We start from the raw sequence: 26606 nt of genomic DNA, 5'->3' as shown, positions 1-26606 counted from the left end.
CGTCCGGCGGTCTCTAAAGGAATCTTCTGTAGTCCATTTTTGCTGCCTTAACGTCTTAAAACCCTGCTTTTTGTCGCAAAAAGTAGCAAAAAAGCGGTTTTATCTGAAAATGCATTTATGGGTGCAACTTGCAAATGAAAAGTGGTTGCACCTGATGAAGGTTGTTGCATAGGATGCGCCGCCTGGGTGCAACCGCTTTCTCGTGTGCGGTTGCCAGAGATAACAACAACGCCAGGACATAACCATGGGCAATCCAATCACGATCACCTTCGTGGTCTACATCGCAGCAATGGTGCTGATCGGCTTCGCCGCCTATCGCTCGACCAAGAATCTTTCCGACTACATTCTCGGCGGCCGCAGTCTCGGCAGCGTGGTCACCGCCTTGTCGGCCGGTGCTTCGGACATGAGTGGCTGGTTGCTGATGGGGCTGCCGGGCGCCATCTACCTGTCGGGCTTGTCCGAGGCCTGGATCGCCATCGGCCTGACCGTCGGCGCCTACCTCAACTGGCTGTTCGTCGCCGGTCGACTGCGTGTACAGACCGAACACAATGGCGATGCGCTGACCCTGCCGGACTTCTTCTCCAGCCGTTTCGAAGACACCAGCGGCCTGCTGCGGGTGATCTCGGCCATCGTCATCCTGGTGTTCTTCACCATCTACTGCGCTTCCGGCATCGTCGCCGGCGCCCGCCTGTTCGAAAGCACCTTCGGCATGTCCTACGAGACGGCGTTGTGGGCCGGTGCAGCAGCGACCATTGCCTACACCTTCGTCGGTGGTTTCCTGGCGGTGAGCTGGACCGATACCGTGCAGGCCACGCTGATGATCTTCGCGCTGATCCTCACGCCGATCATCGTGCTGATCTCCACCGGCGGCTTCGACACCACCCTGCTGGCCATCGAAGCGCAGAACCCGGCCAACTTCGACATGTTCCGCGGCGCCACCTTCATCGGCATCATTTCGCTGATGGGCTGGGGGCTGGGCTATTTCGGCCAGCCGCACATCCTGGCGCGTTTCATGGCGGCCGACTCGGTGAAGTCCATCGCCAACGCCCGACGCATCTCCATGACCTGGATGATCCTGTGCCTGGCCGGCACCTGCGCGGTGGGCTTCTTCGGCATCGCCTACTTCTCGGCCAATCCCGGCCTGGCCGGGCCGGTGACCGAAAACCATGAGCGGGTCTTCATCGAGCTGGCGAAGATCCTGTTCAACCCGTGGATCGCCGGGGTGCTGCTGTCGGCCATTCTCGCTGCAGTGATGAGCACCTTGAGCTGCCAATTGCTGGTGTGCTCCAGTGCGCTGACCGAGGACTTCTACAAAGCCTTCCTGCGCAAGGGCGCTTCGCAGGCCGAGCTGGTTTGGGTCGGTCGCCTGATGGTGCTGGCCGTGGCGCTGATCGCCATCGCTCTGGCCGCCAACCCGGACAACCGCGTGCTGGGCCTGGTCGCCTACGCCTGGGCGGGCTTCGGCGCGGCGTTCGGCCCGGTGGTGCTACTGTCGGTGCTGTGGAAGGGCATGACCCGTAATGGCGCGCTGGCGGGTATCGTGGTCGGTGCGCTGACCGTGATCCTGTGGAAGAACTACGTCGGGCTGGGGCTGTACGAGATCATTCCGGGCTTCCTGTTTGCCACCGTCGCGATCGTCGTGGTGAGCAAGCTGGGGCGTCCGAGCGCCAGCATGGTTTCGCGGTTCGAGACGGCTGACGCGGCCTACCACGCCGACAAGTAAGCGACAGGCCGAGCGCGGGCTTGCCCGCGACTCGGCCAGCGCCGACCACCGCACCTGACGCCGTCGGCCCGACAAGGTAAACTTGCCGGTTCCTCAGGAGCCCACATGAACTATCGTCACGCCTTCCATGCCGGCAACCACGCCGACGTCTTCAAGCACATCGTGCTGACCCGCCTCATCGCCCTGATGTCGCGCAAGGAGCAGCCGTTCGCCTACCTCGACACCCATGCCGGCCTCGGTCTGTACGACCTGCAGGGCGATCAGGCGACGCGCACCGGCGAGTACCTGGAAGGGGTAGCGCGACTCTGGGGCCGCGACGACCTGCCAGCGCTGACCGACGACTACCTGCGCATCATCCGCCGCCTGAATCCGGACGGCGAACTGCGCTTCTACCCCGGCTCGCCGGAACTGGCGCGGCGCCTGATGCGCCAGCAGGATCGCGCCCTGCTCAACGAGAAGCACCCCGAGGATGGGCCGCTGCTCAAGGACAACATGAAGAAAGACCCGCGCGTCACCGTGCACCTGGGCGAAGGCTGGCACGTGCCGCGGGCCTTGCTGCCGGTGCAGGAAAAGCGCGCGATCATGCTGATCGACCCGCCGTTCGAACAGGCCGATGAGCTCAAACGCTGCACCCAGGCGGTGAAGGAGGCGATCGGGCGCATGCGTCAGACCGTCGCGGCCATCTGGTACCCGATCAAGGACCAGCGCTCGCTGACCCGCTTCTACCAAGACCTCACCAGTACCGGCGCGCCCAAGCTGCTGCGGGTCGAGTTGTACGTGCATCATCAGGACAGCCCGCAGGGCCTGAACGGTTCTGGCCTGGCCATCGCCAACCCGCCGTGGGGCCTGGAAGACGAGCTGCGCGAGCTGCTGCCGTGGCTGGCCAAGGAGCTGGCACAGAGTGCTGGTAGTTGGCGCATGGACTGGCTGATCGCCGAGTAGCAGGCGCAGCCGTGCGATACAGGTTGTTTGCGCTATAATCGCGCGCTTTGGTCGCCAGCCGCCCACCCGGCCCCTGGCGCATCTCATATCGAATGAAGAGGCGAGTCCCTTGGCATTGACGATTCTTGGCCTGTCCGGCGCCCTCAGCCATGACCCTTCCGCAGCCTTGTACATCGACGGCAAACTGGTTGCCGCCGCCGAAGAAGAGCGCTTCGTGCGTGACAAGCATGCGAAGAACCGCATGCCGTATGAATCGGCGAAGTTCTGCCTGGAGCAGGCCGGCATCAAGCCGTCCGACGTGGACGTGGTGGCCATTCCGTTCGCCCCCATCAGCCTGTTCGGCAAGGCCCGTTGGCACTACGCCAAGCGCTACTGGTACGCCCCGGACCGCGCCCTCGACGCTATCCTCATGGGCAACCGTCGCTACAAGCGCTACCGCAAGAAGATCGTCTGGTGCCTGGAGCAGTTGGGCTTCGATCCGAAGAAGATCAAGATCGAGCCGGTCGAGCACCACCTGGCCCACGCCTCCAGCGCCTACCACTGCTCGGGCTTCAAGGAAAAGACCGCGATCCTCGGCATCGACGGCAAGGGCGAGTACGCCACCACCTTCTTCGGCTACGGCGAGAACGGCAAGATCCACAAGATCAAGGAGTTCTTCGATCCGGATTCGCTGGGCGGCCTGTACGGCGCGATCACCGAGTTCCTCGGTTTCGAGATGCTCGACGGCGAGTTCAAGGTGATGGGCATGGCGCCGTACGGCGACGCCAGCAAGTACGATTTCTCCCGTCTGGCCAGCTTCGAGAATGGCGAACTGGTGATCAACACCGAGTACGCCAACGTCATCGGTCTGCGCCGCTATAAAGAGAAGGGCAAGGGCTTCTACTTCTCGCCCAAGCTGATCGAGTGGCTCGGTCCCAAGCGCGAAGGCGACATCGCCGACGAGCCCTACATCCACTACGCCGCCAGCATGCAGGCCCTGTTCGAGAAGCTGGCCCTGCAGATGATCGACCATTACCTGGGCGATATCCTCAAGGAAACCGGCAAGCTGGCCTTTGCCGGTGGCTGCGCGCTGAACGTCAAGCTTAACCAGAAGATCATCGCTCGCCCGGACCTCAAGGAGCTGTTCGTCCAGCCTGCGTCCGGCGATGCCGGCACGGCGGTCGGTGCCGCCGCCTACGTGTCGCACGCCCGTGGTGTGCCGGTCGAGAAGATGGAACACGTCTACCTCGGCCCTGCGTACTCCAACGAGGACGTCATCGCCGCCTGCGCGCGCCATCCCAGTGCGCCGAAGTGGCGCAAGCTCAACGACATGCCTCAGCGCATCGCGCAGATCATGGTCGATGGCAACCCGGTGGCCTGGTTCCAAGGCCGTATGGAATTCGGTCCGCGTGCCCTGGGCGGTCGTTCGATCATCGGCTGCCCGAGCGTGCCGAACGTCGCCAACCGGATCAACGAGCAGATCAAGTTCCGCGAGCGCTGGAGACCCTTCTGCCCGTCGATGCTCGACACCGTCGCGCCGCAGATGATCAAGATCGACCACCCGGCCCCGTTCATGACCTTCACCTTCGAGGTGGCCGAGGAGTGGAAGACCCGTGTGCCGGAAGTGGTCCACGAAGACGGCACCTCGCGGGCCCAGGTGCTCAAGCGCGAGTACAACCCGCGCTACTACGACATGATGAAGGCGCTCGAAGACCTCACCGGCAACGGTGTGTCGCTGAACACCTCGCTCAACCGTCGTGGCGAGCCGATGATCTGCTCGCCGACCGACGCGCTGAACATGTTCTTCGGCTCGGACCTGCAATACCTGATCATGGAAGACATCCTGGTGGTCAAGGACGGCGCGGCGGCGTATGACCAGCCGCTCTGACCTGCGGGTCCTGCAGTTCTGCCACGGCTACGACGGGCCGTTCCTCGATTGTGCCCGTCAGTACGCCAGCCTGTTCGAAGGCCGGGGCTACAAGGTCACCACGGTGTTCCTCACCGGCAAGGCCGACCCCCAGGTGGCTGCCGGCTGTGGTGGCGATGAAGTGCTGTTTCTCGAATTCAGCTCCAAGGCCGTGCGCGGGCTCAAGCTTGGCGCCATCGCGGCCTTGCGTCGAATCGCCCGAGAACGCACGTTCAGTTTCTGCATCGCCCACCGCTTCAAGCCCCTCTATGTGGCGCTTTTGGGCACTGCGCTGCCGGTGATTGGCGTGCACCATGCCTTCGGCGACTATCAACGCCAGGGCCGTCGCCTGTTTGCCAACCTGGCGCGCAAGCGCCTCAGCCTGCTGGGCGTGTCCGACGCGGTGCGTGACGACATGCGCCGCTGTCTGCCCGGCTGGCCAGCCGAGCGTATCCAGACGCTTTACAACCGCATCGACGTCGAGGCGCTGCAGGCTGCACTGCTGCCGCGTGACGAGGCGCGGCGTGCCTTGGGGCTGGACGCTCAGGCGTGGATCGTCGGCAATGTCGGCCGCCTGCACCCGGACAAGGACCAGGCCACCTTGCTGCGCGGCTTCGCCCAAGCCTTGCCGGGATTGCCCGGGAACGCTCGACTGGCGCTGCTGGGCAAGGGTCGTCTGGAAGACTCGCTCAAGGCGCTGGCCGCCGAACTGGGCATTGCCGAGCGCGTCGATTTCCTCGGCCAAGTGGCCGATGCCCGTCGCTACTTCCAAGCCTTCGACGTGTTCGCCCTGAGTTCCGACCATGAGCCATTCGGCATGGTCCTGCTGGAGGCCATGGTGGCTGGCGTGCCGGTGCTGGCCACCGCTTGCGGGGGTGCGCGCGAGGTGGTCGAGGGCGTGGGCGTGCTGTTCGCGCTGGGCGATGCCGGGCAATTGGCCCAGGGGCTGCAGCACATGGCCGGTCTGAGCCACGAGCAGCGCCGCGAATGCGCCACCCTGATGCTGCAGCGTTTGCATGAGCGATTCTCCGATGAGGCCGTGCGTCAGGTGTTCTGGCAACTGCCCCAGGTACGAGCGCTGGAGGCGCGGGTCTGATGCTCAATCATCTGCGCGCCTGGCGCGAACGCGGCTGGACCGCCATCGACGCGAACGCTTATGCCCAGGCCTGGCAACGCTTTGGTGGCAGTGTCGCCAGTCATCCGCTGGTGCTCGAGCAACTGGCCGACCTGGCACAGATTCCCGTGCGTTACCTGGGCTGGGAACGTGACGGCGAACTCGTGGCGGCAGTGCCGACCTGGGGCCGGCACCTGGCGCTGTCCAAAGATGTGCTCAAGCGCCACGGCAAGAAGGGCCTGTTCGACCTGGGCAATGCCGAAATCATCCTGCCCGCCGCTGACGATGCCGCTGCACCGCTGCGCCATGCCGGGCGTTACTTGTCCGAGCTCAATCACGGTCGCTTCGACGGCCTCAACGCGCAGACCGAGCAACTGGCCCTGGCGCGCCCGCACGAAGACCTGTCGAAGAAGTTTCGCTACAACCAGCGTCGCGAGCTGCGCCTGCTGGAAGAGGCGGGCGGGGTGGTGCGGCCGATTAGCGAGTTCAGTGCCAGCGACATCGCCGCCATGTACTGCGATCTGTTCCAGCGTCGTTGGGGCTTCCCCGCCACGGGTGCTGCGCACATGGCCGAAGTGATCGAGCGCTTGCGCGAGCTGCTGATCGGTTCGGTGCTGTTCCTCGACTCGGCTCCGATCGCCATCCAGCTGGTGTATCGTGTCGAGTCACCGCAATGGGTCAGCGTCGAGTACGTCAATGGCGGGGTCGATCCTGAAACTAAGGCGTTCAGCCCCGGTAGCGTGCTCAGCTTCCTCAACACCCAGGCCGCCTGGGAAGACGCCAAGGCGCGCGGCAAAGCCCTGCGCTTTTCCTTCGGTCGGGCCGACCGGGAATACAAGGAGCGCTGGTGTCATCCGGTGCCGGTGTACCAGTCATGAGCCGCAAGCAGCAGTTGCTCAAGCGCCATCGCCGCAACAAGCGTATCGGCTTGCTGGTGACGCTGCTGGCCTTGCTGCTGGCGGGCGTGCTCGTCGCCTGGTGGTTGCCGGTGCTGCTGCTGCCGCTGCTGTGGGTGGCCCACGAGGCCTGGTTTGCCGATCACCTGTTCTACGCGCCTGGCGATGACTATGTCTTCGACTTCGGCCCGCACGCCCAGGAAGCGGTCGTCCACCTCGACCATGGGGCGCTCAAGAGCGATACGCCGTTCGACGACCAAGACACGCTGATCCTCGAGGTTCGCTTGAGGTCGAGCTGGCTTGGACGCATCCTTGACCCTCGTGTCGAGCTGACGACAGACACCCAGGGCGACCGTCAGACCTTCGAGCGCGGTGTCGGCGGGGTGCGCATGCTGACGCTCACGGGGCTGGCCGCGCCTTTGCGCGAGGGGCGTCTTCGCATTAAAGGTCGCTATTGTCGGCTGCATGGCCAGCCGCGGCTGTGGGTGATACCGGCGGTCGAGTTACGTCGCCGACGCGTCATGGTGATCGCTCCCCATGCCGATGATGCCGAACTTGCAGCCTACGGCCTGTATAGCCAGGCCGAAGAAGCGTGGGTCGTCACCTTGACAGCGGGTGAGATCGAAGCCGAACACTACCAGCGCATGGGCTTGAGCGTAACGGAGGCAGCGCGGCTCAAAGGTCGTCTGCGTGCCTGGGACAGCATCGCCGTGCCGCGGTGGGCCGGCGTGCCAGAGGCGCGCTGCGTTCAGCTCGGCTACTTTTGTCTGCAGCTCGCGGCCATGCGCGCCGCACCCTGCGAGCCGGTAGGTTCGCGTGAGGCGCAGATGACCGACATCCGTCCATTGCGCCGCTTCAATACTCTTGCGCTACCGGCTGACGCCGATGGTGCACCGACTTGGAACAACCTGCTCGCTGATCTTCGCACGCTCATGGAGGTGGCTCGACCTGAGGTAGTGGTGATGCCGCACCCTCACCTCGATCCACATCCTGATCACATCTGCGCGCAGGCAGCGGTTTTCGAGGCGTTGCAGGGATGCGCCTGGCAGCCGCAGACGCTGCTGTGTTACGCCAATCACCTGCACGACAACGATCGCTGGCCTATGGGCGACAGCGGCGATGGCGTAGCCCTGCCGCCGCAGCTTCAGGCCGACGAGCCCTGGACGCCCTGCACGCTTGTGCTGGATCTTTCGACTCAGCGTGACAAGGCCATGGCGCTGGCAATGATGCATGACCTACAACCTCCGACGCCCTTGAAGCGGCGCATACGCAGGTTGATCCAGCGCTGGCTGGTGGGGCGTCGTTGGTCACCTTATGGAGACAATGAGTTCTTCCGCAAGGCTGTACGTAGGCATGAGCTGTTCTGGCGTCGCGAGCTAGGGGCAGGGATGATCGATCATGATGATAGGCGTGTGCGAGGCATGAAATGAGAGTGCTGTTTCTGGTCCAGAAGGAGCAACGTGCGATTCTCGACCGGTTGTACGACGGTGTCGTTGCCAACTGCGACTGTGATCTGCGCTGGCTGTCGAGCGACGAGCAGCGCAACCTGCGGCGTTACTTCAAGCGCGAAGTGGATGTCACGCGTTATGACCGGATCGTGTTTTTCCTGCGATTCAAGCAGGAAATCCGCCAAGTGGCGTTCATCCGCACTCTGCCGAACCTGGTCATACTGGAACACGATGCCTATCAGAACTACATCCCCTGCAAGTACACGGGCGCCTTCAGCGCGCATTACCGTAAATTGCCATGGGCACGGGTGATCAGCTCCGGCTTCACGGTCAGCGAGCGGCTGCGCCAGGAGGGCTTCGATGCAGTCTTCGTACCCAAGGGTTACGATGAGCGTTTGCTGACGGACCGAGGCCAGCCACGCGACATCGAGCTGGCGTTTGTCGGCAGTACCGCCAGTGTGGCCTACAGCGGTCGCAAAGCCTTGCTCGAGGAGTTGGGGCAAGTGGAAAACCTCGTGGTCACGCGCACCAAGTCGGGCGAGGATTATTGCAATACGCTGAACCGCATCCGTTTTTTCGTCAGCGCCGATGTCGGTATGGGCGAATACATGATCAAGAACTTCGAGGCGATGGCCTGTGGCTGCGTGCTGCTGGCGTTCGACCAGGGCGAGGCGGAAAACCGCGCGCTGGGTCTTCAAGACATGCACAACGTGGTGCTGTATGACAGCATCCCGACGCTTCGGCAGAAACTGGGCATCCTGCGCGCCGATCCGGCATTGGCTGAGCGTATTGCCGCCAAAGGCCGTGAGCTGGCAGTCTCGGGCTTCAGTTTTTCCCAGGTCGGGCGTAGCATCGTCGACCACATGAGACCCCCACTGAGGCCGCGACCAGCGCTAACTGCGTGGGAGCGTTTGCGTCTGAAGCTGGGGTTTTGAACGATATGGCCCGATCCGCGACGGTCGCGGATCGGGCCGCCAGTTGGAGGAAGCCGGTGCGCTTCTCGGAAAACAGTGATATCACGCTGGTGGTCACCAGCTGCGGTCGCCTCGACCTGCTCAAGGCAACGCTGGAGAGCTTCGATCGGCTCAACACGGCGCCGATTCGCGAGGTCTTCATTACCGAAGACTCGGGAGACGAAGCGGTCCATGCAGTGGTGCCAGAAAGCTGGAAGAACCACTGCACCGTCTTCGTCAATCGTCCAAAGCTCGGTCAGCTCGCGTCGATCGATTTGGCATACAGTCATGTCAAAACGCCTTTTATCTTCCATTGCGAGGATGACTGGAGCTTTTATCGCCAACATTTTGTCGAGGATTCGCAACGCGTTCTCGAAACGAGCCCGCAGGTTCTACAAGTCTGGTTGCGTAGCCATGCCCACGATCTGTCGGTACACAGCCCCTACATTCGTCTTGGGCCACGACAGGTGATCGCGGGTGTCCCCTGTTATCCGTTGTTATCGGAAAAATCCGATTGGCAGGCGTTCTCGCTCAATCCAGGATTGCGCCGTCTGAGCGATTACCAAACCTGCGCGCCCTTTGCTGCCTATTCTGGTGAGAAGGCGCTCTCGCGACGCTATGCCGAGTTGGGAATGACCGCTGTTACGCTTGAGGGTGACGCGGTGTTGCACACGGGCTTCGGGAGTCATGTCACAGTGCCGGAGGAGGTCAAGCGCAAGGCCCGAAGGCGCCAGCGTGACCGAGTCAAACTGATGACAGTTCTTGTCATAGGGACATTGGTCGGTATTGGAATCGGCTTTCTTGCTCACTGAAACACTTGATCCGATGAGCGATCCGTCGGGTACAAGGGAGCTCTACCGATGAATGTGATCAACGTCATGTGGTCAGGCGGTGCCCCGTATATGTCCGTACATACGGTGCACCAGCAGATGCTGCGTCATCTCGGCGACGACGTCGAGATCGCCAACTGGTTGCTGTTGGGTAATGGGCTGTGCAATGGAGCGGGCTCTGTTCGCGAATGGCACATGCCAACGCGGGCGCTCAAGGGGCGCCGCCTCTGGTCCTTATTGATGCCGTTGTTGCGCGCTCGACTGCGCGTAGCGCTGGAGCAGGAAAGGCCCGATGCCATATTGATCGATGGCTTGGGTGTTGCTCGCCTTATCCTGCCGTTGATGCGCCATCTTCCCGAAACGCGTGTCACCGTACTTTTTCATGGAACGACTCGCTTGCGCGGTAAAGACGTTCGGTTGCTTCGTGGCTTGGCCCCCGGTCAATTGTGCCTCGCTGCCGTTTCACAGACGCTTGCTCGATCTATGGAGCAGGTGTTGGGGCGTAGTGTGCAAACCTTGCGTATCGCTCTGGATCCCTCTGCATTTGCCTTGGACCTGCTTGATCGTGGGCAGGCCAGGCGTGCGCTGGCACTGCCAGACCGGCCAGGTCGTGTATTTGGCGCAGTGGGGCGACTCGTTCCGAGCAAAAGCTTCGAAATGCTGGTCAAGGCATTCGCCCAGGCACGACAGAGTCAACCTGATATTCGGCTTGTGATCATGGGCGACGGCGAAATGAAGGCGCAGTTGCAAAGTCGGTGTGATGAACTCGGACTAGGTGACAGCCTTTTGCTATGCGGTTACCGATCCGACGTTTCCCGACTCTACCGCGCTTTTGACTGGTTGCTGATTCCATCGCGCTCCGAGGGCCTGGGGCTGGTTCTGCAGGAAGGGGTCATGGCGGACGTACCTGTGCTGTGTAGCGATCTCTCGGTGTTTCGCGAGCAGTTGGGTGAGGCCGGATGCTACATACCGGTCGGCGATCAAACGGCGTGGACTCGCGCAATCGTGGCGTGTAACGGGTTGGATGCGAGCGCTACGGCGGCAGTACAGCGTCGAGCTCTGGCGCCCGAGCAAGCGTGGCTGGCCTTCAGGCATAGCTCAAAGGCCTTGCTGCAAGGCTGAGTATCAGTGCTGGAGGACCGCTGACTGCAATTGGGCGATAGGAAAATCTGCACCGAGCCCTTCACGTTCGAGATAGTTCACCAAGTGTTGAACGTTACGCTGCGCCATCCGGTGGCTTAGCGGTGCACGCATGAAGCGCATGTCTGCCACATCGATCAATCCTAGTTCCTCGTCCGGGGTAACGACGACGTTCCCCAGATGCAGTGACCGGAAATAAATACCGGAATGGTGCAGGTACTTGATCAGCCCGATCAGTGCCGGCAAGCAGTCATTCCAATGGAAGCCCTGCTGATGCGAGCGCTGCAGCAGCGTTTGTCCGGGTAGTGGACGATACAGTACCGCAGTGCGGCCGGGCTGTTGCAGCTTGTGGTGACTGATCACGTCCAGGGTGGGAATGCCCAGTTTCTTGAGGCGTGCCGCATTTTCCACGAAGCGTTGGGAATAGGGGCGCAGCAGTGCAGATGAAATCAGACGTTTACGACGAAAAACCTTGAGGATATTGCCATCCTCAAGCAGGTAAACTTTCGCGCCATAACTGTCGGCTTCCAGAATCCTGGCGCCGCGAGTCAGCTGATCGAAGTCGGCCTGGGGAAGTCGGGAACATCGCATGGAGTAGTGCCTTTTCTTCTGCGAGCAAAATGACTGGCAATAATGCCGAAAATAGCGGGACAGCACCATGACGGTGTTACCAGAGTGATCGGGGGAAGGGATGTTGCATGAAAAGCGCTGGGCCCAGATTTGGCTTGGCTTTGGTTTCGTCTGGTTCCTGGCCGCGATTGCCTTGGCGCCGAGCAACAAGCTCTATCAGCAGGGGTTGATCCTCTTTCTTTGGCTGCCGACGCTGCTGCTGGTATGGCCCGCCCGTCAGGTGTTCGTCGCTGGCTGGCGGCAGCAGCCGGCGCTATGGAGTGCGGTCGCTCTGTTTTTGTTATGGAGTGCGCTCAGCTTGATCTGGTCGGCCACTGACGAAGGCGGACGTGAAGCCAAGCGACTCATCTACATCCTGCTGTTCCTGATGTTCTTTGCGCTGTTGGCGCAGCTTGGGAGCAAGTGCGTGCGAATGCTGCTGCAGCTTGGCGGTGCGCTGTTGGCGGTTGCCGCACTGATTTCGTTCTATCGATTCTATGGGATGACCGACAACCCTCTGGTGATGCGGTTGTATGGGATCGGCGGGATTGATCATCCTATTCTGGGCGCCTATGTAGTGAGCGTGCTGGCGCTGGCGATGCTCTACGATTATCCCCAAGGGCGAATGATGCAACTGGGCTGGGCACTCGTGCTGTTGTGCCTGGGGGGGTTCGTTGCCCTTTGTCAGAGCCGTGGCGCTGTTATCGGCGTATTGTTCACCGTGCTGTGCGCGCCTTGGTGGATGCGGGACCGGGCCAGCAAGGTGCTCGCTGTCTCGTCCGTGATCCTTGTGGCAGTAGCCGTCTACATGTTTTATAACCTGTTGATGAGCCGGGGATCGTCCTTCCGCATGGAGATCTTTCAAGCCTCCGTGCAGATGATCGAGCAGCATCCCTGGACGGGGCTGGGAATCGGTGCGTTCTACCGGATACAAGCGGCCGGACAGCAGTTCGACCATACCCACAATATGCTTACCCATGCTGCCATCGAGCTGGGCTTGCCTGGCATGCTGCTATGGCTGGCAATATGGCTGTTGGCTGCTCGGGAAATGCTCAGAGCGCGAGAGGCCCCGCTTGCCAAACTGGCGCTGTGCATCTGGGTATTCTCCTCGGTCGCCATGCAGCTCGACGCCGCCAGCCTGACTGGCACCCCGCGCGCCGAGTGGTTCATCAGCTGGCTGCCGGTAGGGCTGGCGATGATGTTGCCGTGGATGCATGCCCAGGGAAAAGCCTGTGGTAAAATTCGCGGTTCAATCTGAACAGCGAGCTCGACGATGGCCGAAATACCGCGCCCGGCGGACAATTCAAGCAGCCTGAAGATCTACTTCCGGCTGTTGAGTTATGTGAAACCCTACCTCGGCATTTTTCTGTTGAGCATCATTGGTTTCGTGATCTTCGCGTCCACCCAGCCAATGCTGGCCGGGATTCTGAAGTACTTCGTCGATGGCCTGAGCAACCCTCAGGCCGTGCTTTTCCCCAATGTCCCCTATCTGCGCGACCTGCAGTTACTGCAGGCCGTTCCCTTGCTGATCATCCTGATCGCCACCTGGCAGGGCATAGGCTCCTTTCTGGGCAATTATTATCTGGCCAAGGTTTCGCTGTGCCTGGTGCATGACCTGCGTCTGGAGCTGTTCAACAAGCTGCTGGTGCTGCCCAACCGTTACTTCGACAGTCACAACTCCGGGCATCTGATTTCTCGCATCACGTTCAACGTGACCATGGTCACCGGTGCTGCCACCGATGCGATCAAGGTCGTCATCCGCGAAGGGCTGACCGTGGTATTCCTGTTCATCTATCTGATGTGGATGAATTGGAAGCTGACGTTGGTAATGATCGCCATCCTGCCGGTCATTGCGCTGATGGTCGGTTCCGCCAGCAAGAAATTCCGCAAGCAGAGCAAGAAGATCCAAGTGGCAATGGGCGACGTGACCCATGTCGCCTCCGAGACCATCCAGGGCTACCGTGTGGTACGCAGCTTCGGTGGCGAAGCGTACGAAGCGCGGCGCTTCGAGAACGCCAGTCAGAGCAACACCGACAAGCAACTGCGAATGAACAAGACCGGCGCACTCTATACGCCGGCCTTGCAGTTGGTGATCTACACCGCCATGGCGACGCTCATGTTCCTGGTGCTGTTCCTGCGCGGGGACGCCTCGGCCGGCGACTTGGTCGCTTACATCACGGCGGCTGGATTGTTGCCCAAGCCCATTCGCCAGCTTTCCGAGGTGAGCTCGACCATCCAGAAGGGCTTGGCCGGCGCCGAGAGTATTTTCGAACAGTTGGATGAAAAACCGGAAATTGATGCAGGTACGGTAGAAAAGGCCCGCGTTGAGGGGCGCCTGGACGTGCGCAATTTGAGCTTCACTTATCCAGGTACCGACCGGCAGGTGTTGTTTGATATCAGCTTCGTTGCACAGCCCGGCCAAATGATCGCCTTGGTGGGCCGCTCCGGGAGCGGCAAATCGACGCTGGCGGCACTGATCCCCCGGTTCTATCACCATGACACGGGCGAGATCTTGCTCGATGGCGTCGAAATCGAAGACTACCGACTGCGCAATCTTCGCCAGCATGTAGCGCAAGTTACCCAGCACGTCACGCTGTTCAATGACACCGTAGCCAACAATATCGCCTACGGTGATCTCGCCGGTGCACCCCGTGAAGCGATCGAAGCCGCCGCTGCCGATGCCTACGCCAAGGAGTTCGTTGAGCAGTTGCCAAACGGCTTCGACACCGAGGTTGGCGAAAATGGCGTATTGCTCTCCGGTGGTCAGCGCCAGCGTCTGGCAATTGCGCGGGCCTTGCTGAAAAACGCACCGTTGCTGATCCTCGACGAGGCCACCTCGGCGCTGGACACCGAGTCCGAGCGGCACATCCAGGCGGCCCTGGACCACGTCATGCAAGGGCGCACCACCCTGGTGATCGCCCACCGGCTGTCCACCATCGAGAAAGCCGACCTGATCCTGGTGATGGACCAGGGCCGGATCGTCGAGCGCGGCGACCATGCCACGCTGATCGCGCAGAATGGCTATTACGCCCGCCTGCACGCCATGGGCCTGGACGAACCCGGCAAGGCCGACATCACCTGAGACACCGGTACTCGGGGCCTGGCGCCCCCCGTGCCGGCGTGTTTTTCGGCTCGGCAGTTGGCGCTAAAGCCGCCGCCTGCCCTGTGCTAATATCCCGCCCCTGTTCATTTTTCCATTTGGGTTGCCCATGAAGTTGTCCATGCCGCGTTTCGATCAAGCCCCGGTACTGGTGGTCGGCGATGTGATGCTCGACCGCTACTGGCATGGCGGTACGTCGCGTATCTCGCCGGAAGCGCCGGTGCCAGTGGTCAAGGTCGACCAGATCGAGGACCGTCCGGGCGGTGCGGCCAACGTGGCGTTGAACATCGCCGCCCTGGGCGCCCCGGCGGCGTTGGTGGGGGTGACCGGCCAGGACGAGGCGGCCGACAGTCTGGCCAACAGCCTTCAGGCCGCCGGCGTGCGCTCGATTTTCCAGCGCATTGCGCACCAGCCGACCATCGTCAAGCTGCGAGTCATGAGTCGCCATCAGCAACTGTTGCGTATCGATTTCGAAGAGCCCTTCGCCACCGACCCGCTGTCGCTGGGTGAGGAAGTCGATGCCCTGCTCGACGGCGTCAAGGTGCTGGTGCTGTCCGACTATGGCAAGGGCGCGCTGAAGAATCACCAGTCGCTGATCCAGGCCGCGCGTGCCAAGGGCATCCCGGTGCTGGCCGACCCCAAGGGCAAGGATTTCTCCATCTACCGGGGCGCCAGCCTGATCACCCCGAACCTCAGTGAGTTCGAGACCATCGTCGGGCGCTGTGCCGATGAGGCCGAACTGGTCGCCAAGGGCCTGCAACTGCTCGAAGACTTCGACCTCGGCGCGGTGCTGGTCACCCGTGGCGAGCACGGCATGACCTTGCTGCGCATCGGTCATCCGGCGCTGCACCTGCCGGCCCGCGCCCGTGAAGTGTTCGACGTCACCGGCGCCGGCGACACGGTGATTTCCACCCTGGCCGCCGCCATCGCCGCGGGCGAGGAACTGCCGCACGCCGTGGCGCTGGCCAACCTGGCCGCCGGCATCGTCGTCGGCAAGCTGGGTACGGCGGCCATCAGCGCGCCGGAACTGCGCCGGGCGATCCAGCGTGAGGAAGGCTCCGAGCGTGGCGTGCTGGTCCTTGAGCAACTGCTGCTGGCCATTGACGACGCCCGTGCGCACAACGAGCGTATCGTCTTCACCAACGGCTGCTTCGATATTCTCCACGCCGGCCACGTCACCTACCTGGAACAGGCCCGTGCCCAGGGCGATCGGCTGATCGTCGCGGTCAACGACGACGCCTCGGTCAGCCGCTTGAAAGGGCCGGGTCGGCCGATCAACAGCGTCGACCGGCGCATGGCGGTGCTGGCGGGGTTGGGGGCGGTGGACTGGGTCATCAGCTTCAGCGAAGGCACGCCTGAAAACCTGCTGCGTGAGGTCAAGCCCGACGTGCTGGTCAAGGGCGGCGACTATGGCATCGACCAGGTGGTCGGTGCCGATATCGTCAGCGCCTACGGCGGCACGGTGAAGGTGCTGGGCCTGGTGGAGAACAGCTCGACCACCGCGATCGTCGAGAAGATCCGCAAGCACTGAAGTGGCGAATGGCTGGCCCGTGTCCAGGGCCAGCCCTCAAGCGATGAGGCTTACTTGTTCAGCGAGGTCCGCGCCCGCTGCAGCAGCGCTCGGGCCTTGTCGCTGAAACGCTGCAGATGCGAGGGCTTGTGCGGCCGTGCCTCCACCAGCCCTTGCTGGCGCAGCCAGTCCTTCCAGCGCACCCGTTCCTCGCGCACCACCCAGCCGTCCTGCTGGGCGAAGCTTTCGGCCAGGTACAGCCCGCGTGTGCTCGCTGGAATCAATTGATCCTTCTTCAGGGTGTACAGCTCGGCGATGGGCTGGCCGTCCTGAAGCGGCATCAGGTACAAGTCGGGACGTTTGCGGTTGAGCCGGGTGACCAGTTGATCGCCTTCCAGGCGCTCGTCCACATGGAACAGGCTCAGCGACTTGGCCTCCCTTGGCACCTGCAAGCGCAGGTCGTAGATCAGTTGCAGCGACGCGGTGGGCAGGTGCACATAGGCCCGAGGCCGCTCCAGCAGCGTCAGGTTGGCGCATTGCACCGGACGTGCCGCGCCGGAGGCCGGGCTCAAGGTGAACGGCGGGGTTTCCCGGTAATGCAGGGCGGCGGCGTAGGGCGTCGGTAGCCAGGTGTCGTTGAAGCGTCCGCCGAGCCAGCCTTCCGGGGTTTCCATCAGGCACTCCTCGGCCACTTCCTGAATGGCTGTGTGCAGCGGCAGGTTCAGTTCCTGGGCAGGCACGTAGCCGGAAATCAGCTTGAGCACCACATCGCCACGGTCCTGGCGGCGCTGGCGCACCAGCACCCAGTAGTCGCGGTTCTGCCAGGTGAGGGTCAGGCGCACCGACACGCCGAGGTTGGCCAGCTCGATGGCGAAACGTTCGCTGTCTTCCACGTGCACGGCCTTGCGCCGCTGCAGGGTCTGGGCGAAGTTCAGCGGCATGCCGACGCTCTGATAGCTCAGGCCCTCGGGGGTGGCTTCGACATGCAGTGGCAGGGTCTTGAAGTTGCTCGGGTTCTTGCGGATCAGGGTGCGCGCCACGAGGCTCCTCCTTGCATTCGACGGCTTAGGCCTTGCCCAGGATTCGGGCCACGGTGGCCACGTTATGGGCCAAGTGCAGCGGATTGATGGTACCGACAATAGCACTGCTCACCCCTGGGTGGGCGAACAGCAGCTCGAAGCTGGCCTGCACCGGGTCGACGCCCGGCGACAGGCACACATGTCCACTGGCCAGCGCCTTCTTCACCAGGATGGCCTTGCCGTGCTCGGCAGCGTAGTCGAGTACCGCGCGCTCCGCCTGTTCCTTGAGGTTGTAGGTGACCATCGCGCAATCGCCCTGTTCCAGCGCTTTCAGCCCCCCGGCGACGGTCTTGCCGGAAAGGCCGAAGCCGAGGATCTTGCCTTCCTGCTTGAGCGCAGCGAGGGTCTGGTAGACCTCCTGCTCCTCGAGGATGGCCAGGTCGTTGCCGTCCGAATGCACCAGCACCAGGTCGATGCGGTCGGTTTCAAGACGCTGGAGGCTGCGCTCGACCGAACGGCGGGTATGGGCCGCGCTGAAGTCGAAGTGCGACTGGCCGGCCTCGAATTCTTCGCCGACCTTGCTGACGATCACCCAGTGCTCACGCTGTCCGCGCAGCAGCGGGCCGAGGCGTTCTTCGCTGCGGCCATAGGCGGGGGCGGTGTCGATCAGGTTGATACCCAGCTCGCGGGCTTGGGCCAGCAGCAGGCGCGCGTCGTCGTCGCCGGGGATGGTGAAACCGGTGGGATACTTGACGCCCTGGTCGCGGCCGAGCTTGACCGTGCCCAGCCCCAGGGGCGAGACGCTCAGGCCGGTGCTGCCCAGTGGACGGTGGAGGTCGTGCAGGGTCGGCAGGCTCATGGCAGCAGTTGCTCCCAGGCCGGTACGCCGAGCGGCGGACGCGGCAGATCGGTGAGGTCGGGGTGGGCGGCGGGGCGGATGCCGTCACGCTCGAAAGTGGCCAGCACGCGGTCGGCGAAGTCCGGGGCCAGGGCCAGCTTGGTCGGCCAGCCCACCAGCAGGGGCGCCTGCTCGCTGAGAAAGGCGTTGTCCGGACGTACCAGGCCCGATTGCGCCGGCTCGGCGCGGTCTACCCGCAAGGTGGCCCAGCGGATCTGTTGTTGATCGACCCAGGGCAGCAAATTGCCGATTTCTCGCTGCGCGGCGGCGATCTGCGCGGCCGGCTCGCGGGCCACGCCCTCGGTCTCGGCCAAATCGCCGCCCAAGTACCAGACCCACTGGCCATCGGCAGCCGGGTGGGTGGTCACCGTGACCCGGGGCTTGGGGCCACCTCCCAGGCAGTGGGCATACAGGGGTTTGAGGTTGGGACCTTTGGCCAGCACCATGTGCAGCGGCCGGCGCTGCTGGGCCGGTTGGCTCAGGCCGAGGGCGTGCAGCAAGTCTTCGGTGCCGCCCCCGGCACTGAGCACGATGCGTTGCGCACGGATTTCGCGGTCGTCGACCGTCAGCCCCACCAGCGCCTGGTCGTCGTGCAGTGGCGCGATGCGCTCCCCAGCCAGCAGGCTGTCGCCGGCCAGTTCAGCGAGATTGGCCAGCAGGCTCGGCACGTCGATGACCAACTCGGCCAGCCGGTACACCTTGCCTTTGAACGCACGGTCCTGCAGGGCCGGGGGCAGGTGCTCGCCCTTGACCTGATCGACCCGACCGCGCACGGCCTTGCTGGCGAAGAAGCTGGTGAGGTTGCCGGCCAGGGTGCCCGGCGACCACAGGTAATGGGCCTCGGACAGCAGGCGGGTGTGGCGCAGGTCCAGTTCGCCATTGCCGGCCAGGGCTTCGCGCCAGCGCCGTGGCATGTCGGCAATGGCCTCGGAGGCGCCGGTCAGGGCGCCGTGCAGGGCATACTTGGTGCCGCCGTGAATGATGCCCTGGGACTTGAGCGTCTGTTCGCCGCCGAGACTGGCGCGCTCCACCAGCACTGTCGAGTAGCCCAGGCGCCGCAGCCTGGCATTGAGCCAGAGGCCTGCGACCCCGGCGCCGACGATCAGTACGTCAGTGGAAATGGCAGATGGCATGCGGGCACCTCGAAAACCGGAACGATTGCCCAGTATACAGGTGCGCTGCGGCCGTGGTCTTGACGCTCAGTGGCCGGCGGTCTTGGAGAACACCTGGATCACCACCACGCCGGCGACGATCAGCGCCATGCCCAGCATGGCCGGCAGGTCCAGCTTCTGGCCGTAGATCACCAGCGCGGCCACGCTGATCAGCACGATTCCCAGCCCCGACCAGATCGCGTAAGCGATACCCACCGGAATGCTGCGCACCACCAGGGTGAGCATCCAGAACGCAATGGCGTAGCCGCCGATCATCAACAACAGCGGCACGGGCGTGCTGAGACCTTTGACGGCTTTCATCGACGCGGTGGCGATGACTTCGGCGCAGATGGCGATGGCGAGATAGCTGTAGGCATTCATGGGCAGTTCCTCCGGTACAGGCTCGGCATTCTAGCGGTGGCATAGATGCGGTAAAGTCATTACCTATCCGTTTTGGAGATGGGTTGATGGCCGATCAGTGGAACCTCGAACAGTTGAAAACCTTCGTGCAGGTGGCGGAACTGCGGTCCTTTTCGGCGGTGGCACGGGCGCAGCGCAAGGCGCAGTCGGCAATCAGCACGGCCATTGCGTTGCTCGAAGCCGATTTGGGCGTGAGCCTGTTCGAGCGCAGCAGCGGCCGCCAGCCGACCCTCACTGAAAGCGGTGAGGTGCTGCTGGAGGACGCCCGTGAATTGCTGCGCCAGTGCGAGCGTTTCGACAGCCGCGCCCTGGCGCTGATGCGCGGCCAGGAGGCGTTGTTGCGCGTGGCCCAGGACGAGGCCATGCCTTATCAGCCGGTACTCGACAGCATGGATGACCTGGCCAGCCGCTTTCCGTACCTGCAGGTGCACCTGGCCAGCGGCGCCCAGGGCGATGTGGCGCGCAAACTGGTGCAGCGCCGTGCCGACCTGGGTTTGTTCTTCAACCACGAGAGCATCCCGGCCTCGTTGGAGCGCCGCACGCTGGGCAGCGTCGAGATGGTCACTGTGTGCGCCGTGAATCATCCATTGGCACGGCAGGGGCGGGTGTCCCTGGAGCAGTTGGCCCGTCACCGACAGTTGTTGATCACGCCGGGCGACAGTGACTACCCGGGCGGGCAGGCGATCAGTCCGCAGGTGTGGCGCGCCGACAGCTTCTATGCCATGGCCGAGTTGCTCATGCGCGGGCTGGGGTGGGCGTGGCTGCCGCGCCATGTGGTGCAATACCCGACCTACCAGGCGCACATGCTCGAACTCGACAGCGAATGGCGCCCGCCGGCGCTGGTGGCCGAACTGGCCTGGCGCCGCGACGAGCCGCTGGGCCCAGCCGGGCAGTGGCTGGCCGAGCGTTTCGCCGTGCATCTGCGGGCCATCGGCTGAGCGCGGCAGGTGTTTTGCGGCGGATCCGGGTACACTGCGGCGCCATGAACAGAACCCTCTATACCCTGCTGTTTCACCTGGGCCTGCCGCTGATCGCGCTGCGCCTGTTCCTGCGCGGGCGCAAGGCCCCGGCCTACCGCCAACGTATTGCCGAGCGCCTGGCCTTCGGCCTGCCGGCCATGCGCCAGGGGGGCATCTGGGTGCATGCCGTGTCGGTGGGCGAGAGCATTGCTGCGGCGCCGCTGGTCCGGGCGCTGTTGCAGGCCTATCCGCAGTTGCCCATCACCCTGACCTGCATGACGCCGACTGGCTCGGAACGCATCCGCGCGATGTTCGCCGACGAGCCCCGGCTGCAGCACTGCTACCTGCCCTACGACCTGCCTTGGGCCGCCGGACGTTTCCTCGACCGGGTGCGCCCGCGCCTGGGCATCATCATGGAAACCGAGTTGTGGCCCAACCACATCCACCAGTGCGCACGGCGCGGCATTCCCGTGGCCTTGGCCAATGCGCGGCTGTCGGCGCGTTCGGCGCGTGGCTATGCGCGGTTCGCCGGACTCACCCGGCCGATGCTCGAAGAGATGAGCCTGATCGCCGTGCAGACCGAAACCGAAGCCGAGCGCTTTCGCAGCCTGGGCGCCCGTGCCGAGTGCGTGCAGGTCACCGGCTCGATCAAGTTCGACCTGAAGCTGGACGACACCCTGGTACCGCGTGCTCGGCACCTGCGTGAGCAGTGGGGCGCCAGCCTGCGGCCAGTGTGGATCGCTGCCAGTACCCATGAGGGTGAAGATGCGGCAATCCTCGACGCCCACCGGCGTGTGCTCCAGGTGCATGGCGATGCGTTGCTGATTCTGGTGCCGCGCCACCCGGAACGATTCGACGCCGTGCACGCGCTGTGTCGCGCAAGCTTCACCACGGTGCGGCGATCTGCCGAGGTGGCAGTGGACGGGCAGACCCAGGTGTTGCTCGGCGACACCATGGGCGAGTTGCTGTTCCTCTACGCCCTGGCCGACATGGCCTTCGTTGGCGGCAGCCTGGTGCCCACCGGCGGGCACAACCCGCTGGAGCCGGCGGCGTTAGGGTTGCCGGTGATCACCGGTGCGCACGTGTTCAACTTCCTGGAAATCAGCGCGATGCTGCGCGATGCCGGCGCCTTGCTGCAGGTGGACGACGCCGAAGGCTTGGCCGCGGCTGTACGTCGTCTGATCGAGTTGCCCCAGGACGGCCGGCGCATGGGCGAGGCGGGCAGGGCGGTGATGCAGGCCAACCAGGGCGCCTTGCAGCGCTTGCTCGACGGGTTGGCGAAGCTGATCGGCTGACCCGCGCGTCCGATCGGCCCCGCCAATGCCGCCGCCTCAGCGTCGGCGCTCGAAGTTCTTCGCCGCTGCCGCTGCCAGGTCTGGCGGCAGGAAGTCCTTGTCCGGGTTGTAGTCGGGCTTCAGGTAGCGTCCCAGATCTTGCAGATCCTGCGGGCTGAGGGTGCCGGCCGCCTGTTTCAGGCGCAGGTTGTCGAGGATGTAGTCGTAGCGGCTGTTGTTGTAGTCGCGCACCGAGGCATACAGCTGACGTTGGGCGTCGAGCACGTCGACGATGTTGCGGGTGCCCACCTGATAGCCGATTTCGGTGGCTTCCAGCGCGCTCTGGTTGGAGACGATCGACTGCTTGCGTGCCTGCACCTGCTCCACGTCGGTATTCACCGCCCGGTGCAGGTTGCGGGTGTTCTCGACCACCTGGCGGCGCAGGCTTTCGCGCTGCTGCTCGCTCTGGTTCAACCGCGCATAGGCCTCGCGCACCTGCGAACTGGTGAGCCCGCCGCTGTAGATCGGAATGTTCAATTGCAGACCGACGCTGGTCTGCTCCACATCGCCGCCGTAGCGCACACCGGGTTGCGGCGCTGGATTGCTGAATCCAAGGTTGTCGTTGTCGCCTTTCTGGTAGCGCGCCACGGCATCGAGGGTGGGTGCATGGCCAGCCTTGCGCTGGCGCAGGGTTTCCTCGGCAGCCTCCACCGCGTGGTTGGTGGCCAGCAGGTTGAGGTTCTGCCGCGCGGCGGTCTCGACCCAGGCCTTGGCGTCATTGGGCGTGGGCACGTGCACCGGCAGGCTGTGCACCACGCCCTGCAGCGAGCCGTACTCGCGGTTGGTCAGGGTCACCAGCGCCTCGAAGGCGTCCTGCACCTGGCGCTCGGCCAGGATGCGGTTGGCGCGGGCGGTGTCGTAGCCGGCCTGGGACTGCAGCACGTCGGTCTTGTCGGACAGGCCCACGTCGAAGCGCTCGTTGGACTGGTCGAGCTGGCGCTTGAACGCTGCTTCCTCGGCCTTGGTCGAGGCCAGGTTGTCCTGGGCGCGCAACACCGTGAAGTAGCGCTCGGCGCTTTGCAGGATCAGGTTCTGTTCGGTGGCCGACAACTCCAGCGCGGCCTGTTCGTTGACCGCTTCGGCGGCCTGCAACTGGAACCAGCGGTCGGCGCGGAACAGCGGCTGCGACAGGGTCGCGCTCCAGGCGGTGCCGCTGCGCGTGGAGGTGATCGACGGCTGATCCAGCTGGGTGCGGGTGTTCATCGTCTCGGCCCCGGCGGACAGGTTGGGCAGCAGGCCGGCCCGCGCCTGCGGCACCACTTCCCGGCGCGCGCCGTAGTCGGCGCGGGCGGCCGCGAGGTCGGCATTGTTGCCCACCGCTTCCTGGTAGACGCTGACCAGGTCGGTCTTCACCGTCATGGGCACAGCCGCTGCCCAGGCCGCGCCGTGGGACGCACAAGACACGGCGAGCGCCAGTGAAAGTTTGCGCAGCATAGGGCAATCCTTGTACGAAAAATAATTTCTGAACTGTTGAGTATCGGGCGATGCGCCAGTGTAGTGCCGGGCGCCGCCGGCAACAATCGGCGGCCTGCGCCTTTCGTCCCTTGCCCGGCAATGCGCTTGGCTTTGCAGACCAGACCAGTCTAGACTGCGCAAGTTCTTGTCGGGGTGCCTTGAGTCGAAGGCTGAGATCGGAGAGTTCCGGATCCCGTTGAACCTGATCAGGTTAGCGCCTGCGTAGGGAACAAGATTGCTCACCTTCCCGGGGAGCCTCTTGTGCCAGGTCCGGGATCGTCGCCGCTGTCACACAGCCAAGGCACCCCATGTATCCGGCACTGCACTCCAGCAAGGAGTGCGTCCGCGCCTTTCAGGTTCGCCCCGACATTCCGCCCGCTAGGAAGCTGTCTGGAGAGCCTGTGATGAGTCAACAAGAAAAAACGATCAGCCTGAGCGAGTCGGCCCGCGTCGACCAGCAGTCCGTGCAACCGCTGCCCAATTCGCGCAAGGTCTACGTCCAGGGCTCGCGCCCGGACATCCGCGTGCCCATGCGCGAGATCAGCCTGCACGACACCCCCACCGACTTCGGCGGCGAGCAGAACGCCCCGGTACTGGTCTACGACACCTCCGGCCCCTACACCGACCCTGACGTCATCATCGACGTGCGCAAAGGCCTGGGCGATGTGCGCTCGGCGTGGATCGACGCGCGTGGCGACACCGAGCGCCTGGACGGCCTGAGCTCGAACTTCGGCCAGCAACGGCTCAACGATGCCGAGCTGACCAAGCTGCGCTTCGCCCACGTGCGCAATCCGCGCCGAGCCAAAGCCGGCGCCAACGTCACGCAGATGCACTACGCGCGCCAGGGCATCGTGACCGCCGAAATGGAATACGTGGCGATCCGCGAGAACATGAAGTTGCAGGAGGCCCGCGCCGCCGGCCTGCTCGACCAGCAGCATGGCGGTCACAGCTTCGGCGCCAGCATCCCCAAGGAAATCACCGCTGAGTTCGTCCGCGAGGAAATCGCCCGTGGGCGCGCGATCATCCCGGCCAACATCAACCACACCGAGCTGGAGCCGATGATCATCGGCCGCAACTTCCTGGTGAAGATCAACGGCAACATCGGCAACAGTGCCCTGGGCTCGTCCATCGAAGAGGAAGTGGCCAAACTGACCTGGGGCATTCGCTGGGGGTCGGACACGGTGATGGACCTGTCCACCGGCAAGCACATCCACGAGACCCGCGAGTGGATCATCCGCAACTCGCCGGTGCCGATCGGCACCGTGCCGATCTACCAGGCCCTGGAGAAGGTCGGTGGCGTTGCCGAAAACCTCACCTGGGAGCTGTTCCGCGACACCCTGATCGAGCAGGCCGAGCAGGGTGTGGACTACTTCACCATCCACGCTGGCGTACTGCTGCGCTACGTGCCGCTGACCGCCAAGCGCGTCACCGGCATCGTCAGTCGTGGCGGCTCGATCATGGCCAAGTGGTGCCTGGCGCATCACCAGGAGAACTTCCTGTACACGCACTTCGACGAGATCTGCGAAATCATGAAGGCCTACGACGTCAGCTTCTCGCTCGGCGACGGCTTGCGTCCCGGCTCGATCGCCGACGCCAACGACGCCGCCCAGTTCGGTGAGCTGGAAACCCTGGGCGAGTTGACCAAGATCGCCTGGAAGCACGACGTGCAGTGCATGATCGAAGGCCCCGGCCATGTGCCGATGCAGTTGATCAAGGAGAACATGGACAAGCAGTTGGAGTGCTGCGACGAGGCGCCGTTCTACACCCTTGGCCCGCTGACCACTGACATCGCCCCCGGCTACGACCACATCACCTCGGGTATCGGCGCGGCGATGATCGGCTGGTTCGGCTGCGCGATGCTCTGCTACGTCACGCCCAAGGAGCACCTGGGCCTGCCGAACAAGGACGACGTCAAGACCGGCATCATCACCTACAAGATCGCTGCCCACGCCGCCGACCTCGCCAAAGGTCATCCCGGCGCGCAGATCCGCGACAACGCGCTGTCCAAGGCGCGTTTCGAGTTCCGCTGGGAGGATCAGTTCAACCTGGGCCTGGACCCGGACACGGCGCGCGCCTTCCACGACGAGACCCTGCCCAAGGAGTCGGCCAAGGTCGCGCACTTCTGCTCGATGTGCGGGCCGAAGTTCTGCTCGATGAAGATCACCCAGGAAGTGCGCGAGTACGCCGCCAAGATCGACACCGTCGATGTCACGGCCGAGCAAGGCATGCGCGAGCAGGCTCAGCGCTTCCGTCAGGAAGGCAGCCAGTTGTACCGCAAGGTGTGAGTGCAGCGGGCCGCGCGGTTGCACACCGCGCTGCCCTTTCAGCGAGTCGAGGTGCCGTTCGCGGGCAAGCCGCAACGGCCGACGCGCTTAGCCTCGGCCAGGGAACAGCTCTGGACGGATGACGCCGTTCAGGCGTGGGTAGGGGATTTTCAGTTCTACATGGCCCATGGAGTAAGGGGCGATGGCATAGACCTCGTACTTCACCACGACCGCACCGTAGGTCAGGGCGATGTGCGGCGATGGCTTGAACGGCCAGGTTTTGACGAACTCGGCGTCCTTGTCCATGCCCGTGCTGATCAGCCAGGCGCGGTGCGATTCCTCGACGGTTTTCCAGAAGGTGTCTTCCTGGCCGGGGATCAGGATGTCCTGCAGGGTCAGCACCTTGTCCTGCTTGCGCGAATAGTTGATGAAGGCGCGGCCCGGCATGCCATGGGCACCGCCGCTGTCCAGGTAGCTGGACAACTCGACGATCACCAGTCCGTCATGCTGCTCGCGTACCTTGGCTTGCAGGTAGCTGCTGTTGCGCGCCGGGGCGCTGGCCAGGTACTGCTGTTCGTATTGCTGCAGCGTGGTCGGCGCAGTGCCGCGCTGATTGTCTTCGGTCAGTTGCAGCAGACGGCGCTCCACCAGGGCATCGAGCTTGGGCAACGTCGGAAAGTGCACGGTGTCGATATTGACCAGAGGGCAGTCGCGCTCGCTGCAGCCGGGTTTGACGTGTTCCCAGGCTTCGCGCTTGACCTCGACCGGCGCGCGGTAGTTGGGCGCGAACAGGCTCTGGCAGGCGCCGAGGATCATCGCCAACAGGGCGACGGCGGTCAGTTTGACGAGCGTCATGGGAGTCCTTGCAGAACGGGGTTGATCGGCCTTGGACCGTCGGCAGGGCCTTCGGTTCGCCACTAAGCTAACAGAGTGCAGGCGGCCTGTCCCGGTCGCGG

General features: G+C 63.6%; 22 protein-coding genes and 1 riboswitch. Of the genes, 15 read left to right on the top strand and 7 right to left on the bottom strand.

Going from position 1 to position 26606, the window contains the following annotated elements:
• Positions 1-244 precede the first annotated feature (244 nt).
• The 9 genes from putP (at position 245) to ACK2SD_RS22120 (ending at position 10913) form a co-directional block, all read left to right on the top strand.
• Positions 245-1723 (top strand): sodium/proline symporter PutP, encoded by a 1479-nt coding sequence (putP, locus tag ACK2SD_RS22160; protein WP_412460853.1) that lies wholly within the window; start codon positions 245-247, stop codon positions 1721-1723.
• A gap of 105 nt (positions 1724-1828) precedes the next feature.
• Positions 1829-2665, top strand: coding sequence for a 23S rRNA (adenine(2030)-N(6))-methyltransferase RlmJ (locus ACK2SD_RS22155; protein ID WP_412460852.1), 837 nt, complete (start codon positions 1829-1831; stop codon positions 2663-2665).
• 109 nt (positions 2666-2774) lie between these two features.
• Complete coding sequence (locus ACK2SD_RS22150) at positions 2775-4532, top strand: carbamoyltransferase (protein WP_029612817.1); 1758 nt, start codon at positions 2775-2777, stop codon at positions 4530-4532.
• The gene (locus ACK2SD_RS22145) at positions 4516-5646 is read left to right on the top strand and encodes a glycosyltransferase (protein WP_412460851.1); all 1131 of its coding nucleotides are present in this window, start codon (positions 4516-4518) and stop codon (positions 5644-5646) included. The genes ACK2SD_RS22150 and ACK2SD_RS22145 overlap by 17 nt, the downstream gene beginning before the upstream one ends.
• Positions 5646-6542 (top strand): GNAT family N-acetyltransferase, encoded by an 897-nt coding sequence (locus ACK2SD_RS22140; protein WP_412460850.1) that lies wholly within the window; start codon positions 5646-5648, stop codon positions 6540-6542. The genes ACK2SD_RS22145 and ACK2SD_RS22140 overlap by 1 nt, the downstream gene beginning before the upstream one ends.
• Entirely contained in the window at positions 6539-7990 is a 1452-nt protein-coding gene (locus ACK2SD_RS22135) for a PIG-L deacetylase family protein (RefSeq protein WP_412460849.1), read from the top strand. Before ACK2SD_RS22140 ends, ACK2SD_RS22135 begins: the two co-directional genes overlap by 4 nt.
• Positions 7987-8943, top strand: coding sequence for a glycosyltransferase (locus tag ACK2SD_RS22130; protein WP_412460848.1), 957 nt, complete (start codon positions 7987-7989; stop codon positions 8941-8943). The genes ACK2SD_RS22135 and ACK2SD_RS22130 overlap by 4 nt, the downstream gene beginning before the upstream one ends.
• Before the next feature lie 56 nt (positions 8944-8999).
• Positions 9000-9773: a glycosyltransferase family 2 protein gene (locus ACK2SD_RS22125; protein ID WP_412460847.1), complete on the top strand. Its 774-nt coding sequence runs from the start codon at positions 9000-9002 to the stop codon at positions 9771-9773.
• A 48-nt stretch (positions 9774-9821) separates the two neighbouring features.
• The gene (locus tag ACK2SD_RS22120) at positions 9822-10913 is read left to right on the top strand and encodes a glycosyltransferase (protein WP_412460846.1); all 1092 of its coding nucleotides are present in this window, start codon (positions 9822-9824) and stop codon (positions 10911-10913) included.
• 3 nt (positions 10914-10916) lie between these two features.
• On the opposite strand, the gene ACK2SD_RS22115 is transcribed toward ACK2SD_RS22120, so the two are convergent.
• Positions 10917-11522: a toluene tolerance protein gene (locus ACK2SD_RS22115; protein ID WP_412462353.1), complete on the bottom strand. Its 606-nt coding sequence runs from the start codon at positions 11520-11522 to the stop codon at positions 10917-10919.
• Positions 11523-11622: 100 nt separating this feature from the next.
• Between ACK2SD_RS22115 and ACK2SD_RS22110 the strand changes: the two genes are divergently transcribed.
• The 3 genes from ACK2SD_RS22110 to hldE all read left to right on the top strand — a co-directional run bounded on the left by ACK2SD_RS22110 (position 11623) and on the right by hldE (position 16171).
• A complete protein-coding gene (locus tag ACK2SD_RS22110) occupies positions 11623-12798 on the top strand; it encodes an O-antigen ligase family protein (RefSeq protein ID WP_412460845.1) in 1176 nt (391 codons plus the stop codon).
• A 15-nt stretch (positions 12799-12813) separates the two neighbouring features.
• The gene (gene msbA, locus ACK2SD_RS22105) at positions 12814-14622 is read left to right on the top strand and encodes a lipid A export permease/ATP-binding protein MsbA (RefSeq protein ID WP_412460844.1); all 1809 of its coding nucleotides are present in this window, start codon (positions 12814-12816) and stop codon (positions 14620-14622) included.
• A gap of 127 nt (positions 14623-14749) precedes the next feature.
• Positions 14750-16171, top strand: a complete 1422-nt coding sequence (gene hldE, locus ACK2SD_RS22100; RefSeq protein ID WP_039582820.1) for a bifunctional D-glycero-beta-D-manno-heptose-7-phosphate kinase/D-glycero-beta-D-manno-heptose 1-phosphate adenylyltransferase HldE — start codon at positions 14750-14752, stop codon at positions 16169-16171.
• Between the two features lie 50 nt (positions 16172-16221).
• Here hldE and ACK2SD_RS22095 read toward each other — a convergent pair whose 3' ends face one another.
• From ACK2SD_RS22095 to ACK2SD_RS22080, 4 genes are all read right to left on the bottom strand, one after another.
• The gene (locus ACK2SD_RS22095) at positions 16222-17190 is read right to left on the bottom strand and encodes a hypothetical protein (protein WP_039582821.1); all 969 of its coding nucleotides are present in this window, start codon (positions 17188-17190) and stop codon (positions 16222-16224) included.
• A gap of 25 nt (positions 17191-17215) precedes the next feature.
• Positions 17216-18028: an aldo/keto reductase gene (locus ACK2SD_RS22090; RefSeq protein ID WP_412460843.1), complete on the bottom strand. Its 813-nt coding sequence runs from the start codon at positions 18026-18028 to the stop codon at positions 17216-17218.
• Positions 18025-19200 carry an NAD(P)/FAD-dependent oxidoreductase gene (locus ACK2SD_RS22085; RefSeq protein ID WP_412460842.1) on the bottom strand — a complete coding sequence of 392 codons (1176 nt, stop codon included), beginning with the start codon at positions 19198-19200 and terminating at the stop codon, positions 18025-18027. Before ACK2SD_RS22085 ends, ACK2SD_RS22090 begins: the two co-directional genes overlap by 4 nt.
• Before the next feature lie 66 nt (positions 19201-19266).
• On the bottom strand, positions 19267-19599 hold the full coding sequence (locus tag ACK2SD_RS22080; RefSeq protein WP_029612805.1) for a DMT family transporter: 333 nt from the start codon (positions 19597-19599) through the stop codon (positions 19267-19269).
• An 86-nt stretch (positions 19600-19685) separates the two neighbouring features.
• Here ACK2SD_RS22080 and ACK2SD_RS22075 point away from each other — a divergent pair, with 86 nt between their 5' ends.
• Positions 19686-20576 (top strand): LysR family transcriptional regulator, encoded by an 891-nt coding sequence (locus ACK2SD_RS22075; protein ID WP_116887451.1) that lies wholly within the window; start codon positions 19686-19688, stop codon positions 20574-20576.
• A 44-nt stretch (positions 20577-20620) separates the two neighbouring features.
• Positions 20621-21892, top strand: coding sequence for a lipid IV(A) 3-deoxy-D-manno-octulosonic acid transferase (gene waaA / locus ACK2SD_RS22070; protein WP_412460841.1), 1272 nt, complete (start codon positions 20621-20623; stop codon positions 21890-21892).
• A 36-nt stretch (positions 21893-21928) separates the two neighbouring features.
• Here the strand turns inward: waaA and ACK2SD_RS22065 are convergent, their stop codons facing one another.
• Entirely contained in the window at positions 21929-23365 is a 1437-nt protein-coding gene (locus tag ACK2SD_RS22065) for a TolC family outer membrane protein (protein ID WP_412460840.1), read from the bottom strand.
• A gap of 160 nt (positions 23366-23525) precedes the next feature.
• Positions 23526-23632: riboswitch (TPP riboswitch) on the top strand.
• Between the two features lie 158 nt (positions 23633-23790).
• On the opposite strand from ACK2SD_RS22065, the gene thiC reads away from it, so the two are divergent.
• Positions 23791-25671: a phosphomethylpyrimidine synthase ThiC gene (gene thiC, locus ACK2SD_RS22060; protein WP_039582833.1), complete on the top strand. Its 1881-nt coding sequence runs from the start codon at positions 23791-23793 to the stop codon at positions 25669-25671.
• A gap of 87 nt (positions 25672-25758) precedes the next feature.
• Here the strand turns inward: thiC and ACK2SD_RS22055 are convergent, their stop codons facing one another.
• The gene (locus ACK2SD_RS22055; RefSeq protein WP_412460839.1) at positions 25759-26505 is read right to left on the bottom strand and encodes an RsiV family protein; all 747 of its coding nucleotides are present in this window, start codon (positions 26503-26505) and stop codon (positions 25759-25761) included.
• Positions 26506-26606: the final 101 nt, after the last annotated feature.

The organism is Pseudomonas sp. SC11 (assembly GCF_047039205.1).
Taxonomy (GTDB): Bacteria; Pseudomonadota; Gammaproteobacteria; order Pseudomonadales; family Pseudomonadaceae; genus Aquipseudomonas; species Aquipseudomonas boreofloridensis.
Note: the sequence above shows the minus strand (reverse complement) of the source record. Positions and strands in the feature narration are given on the sequence as shown.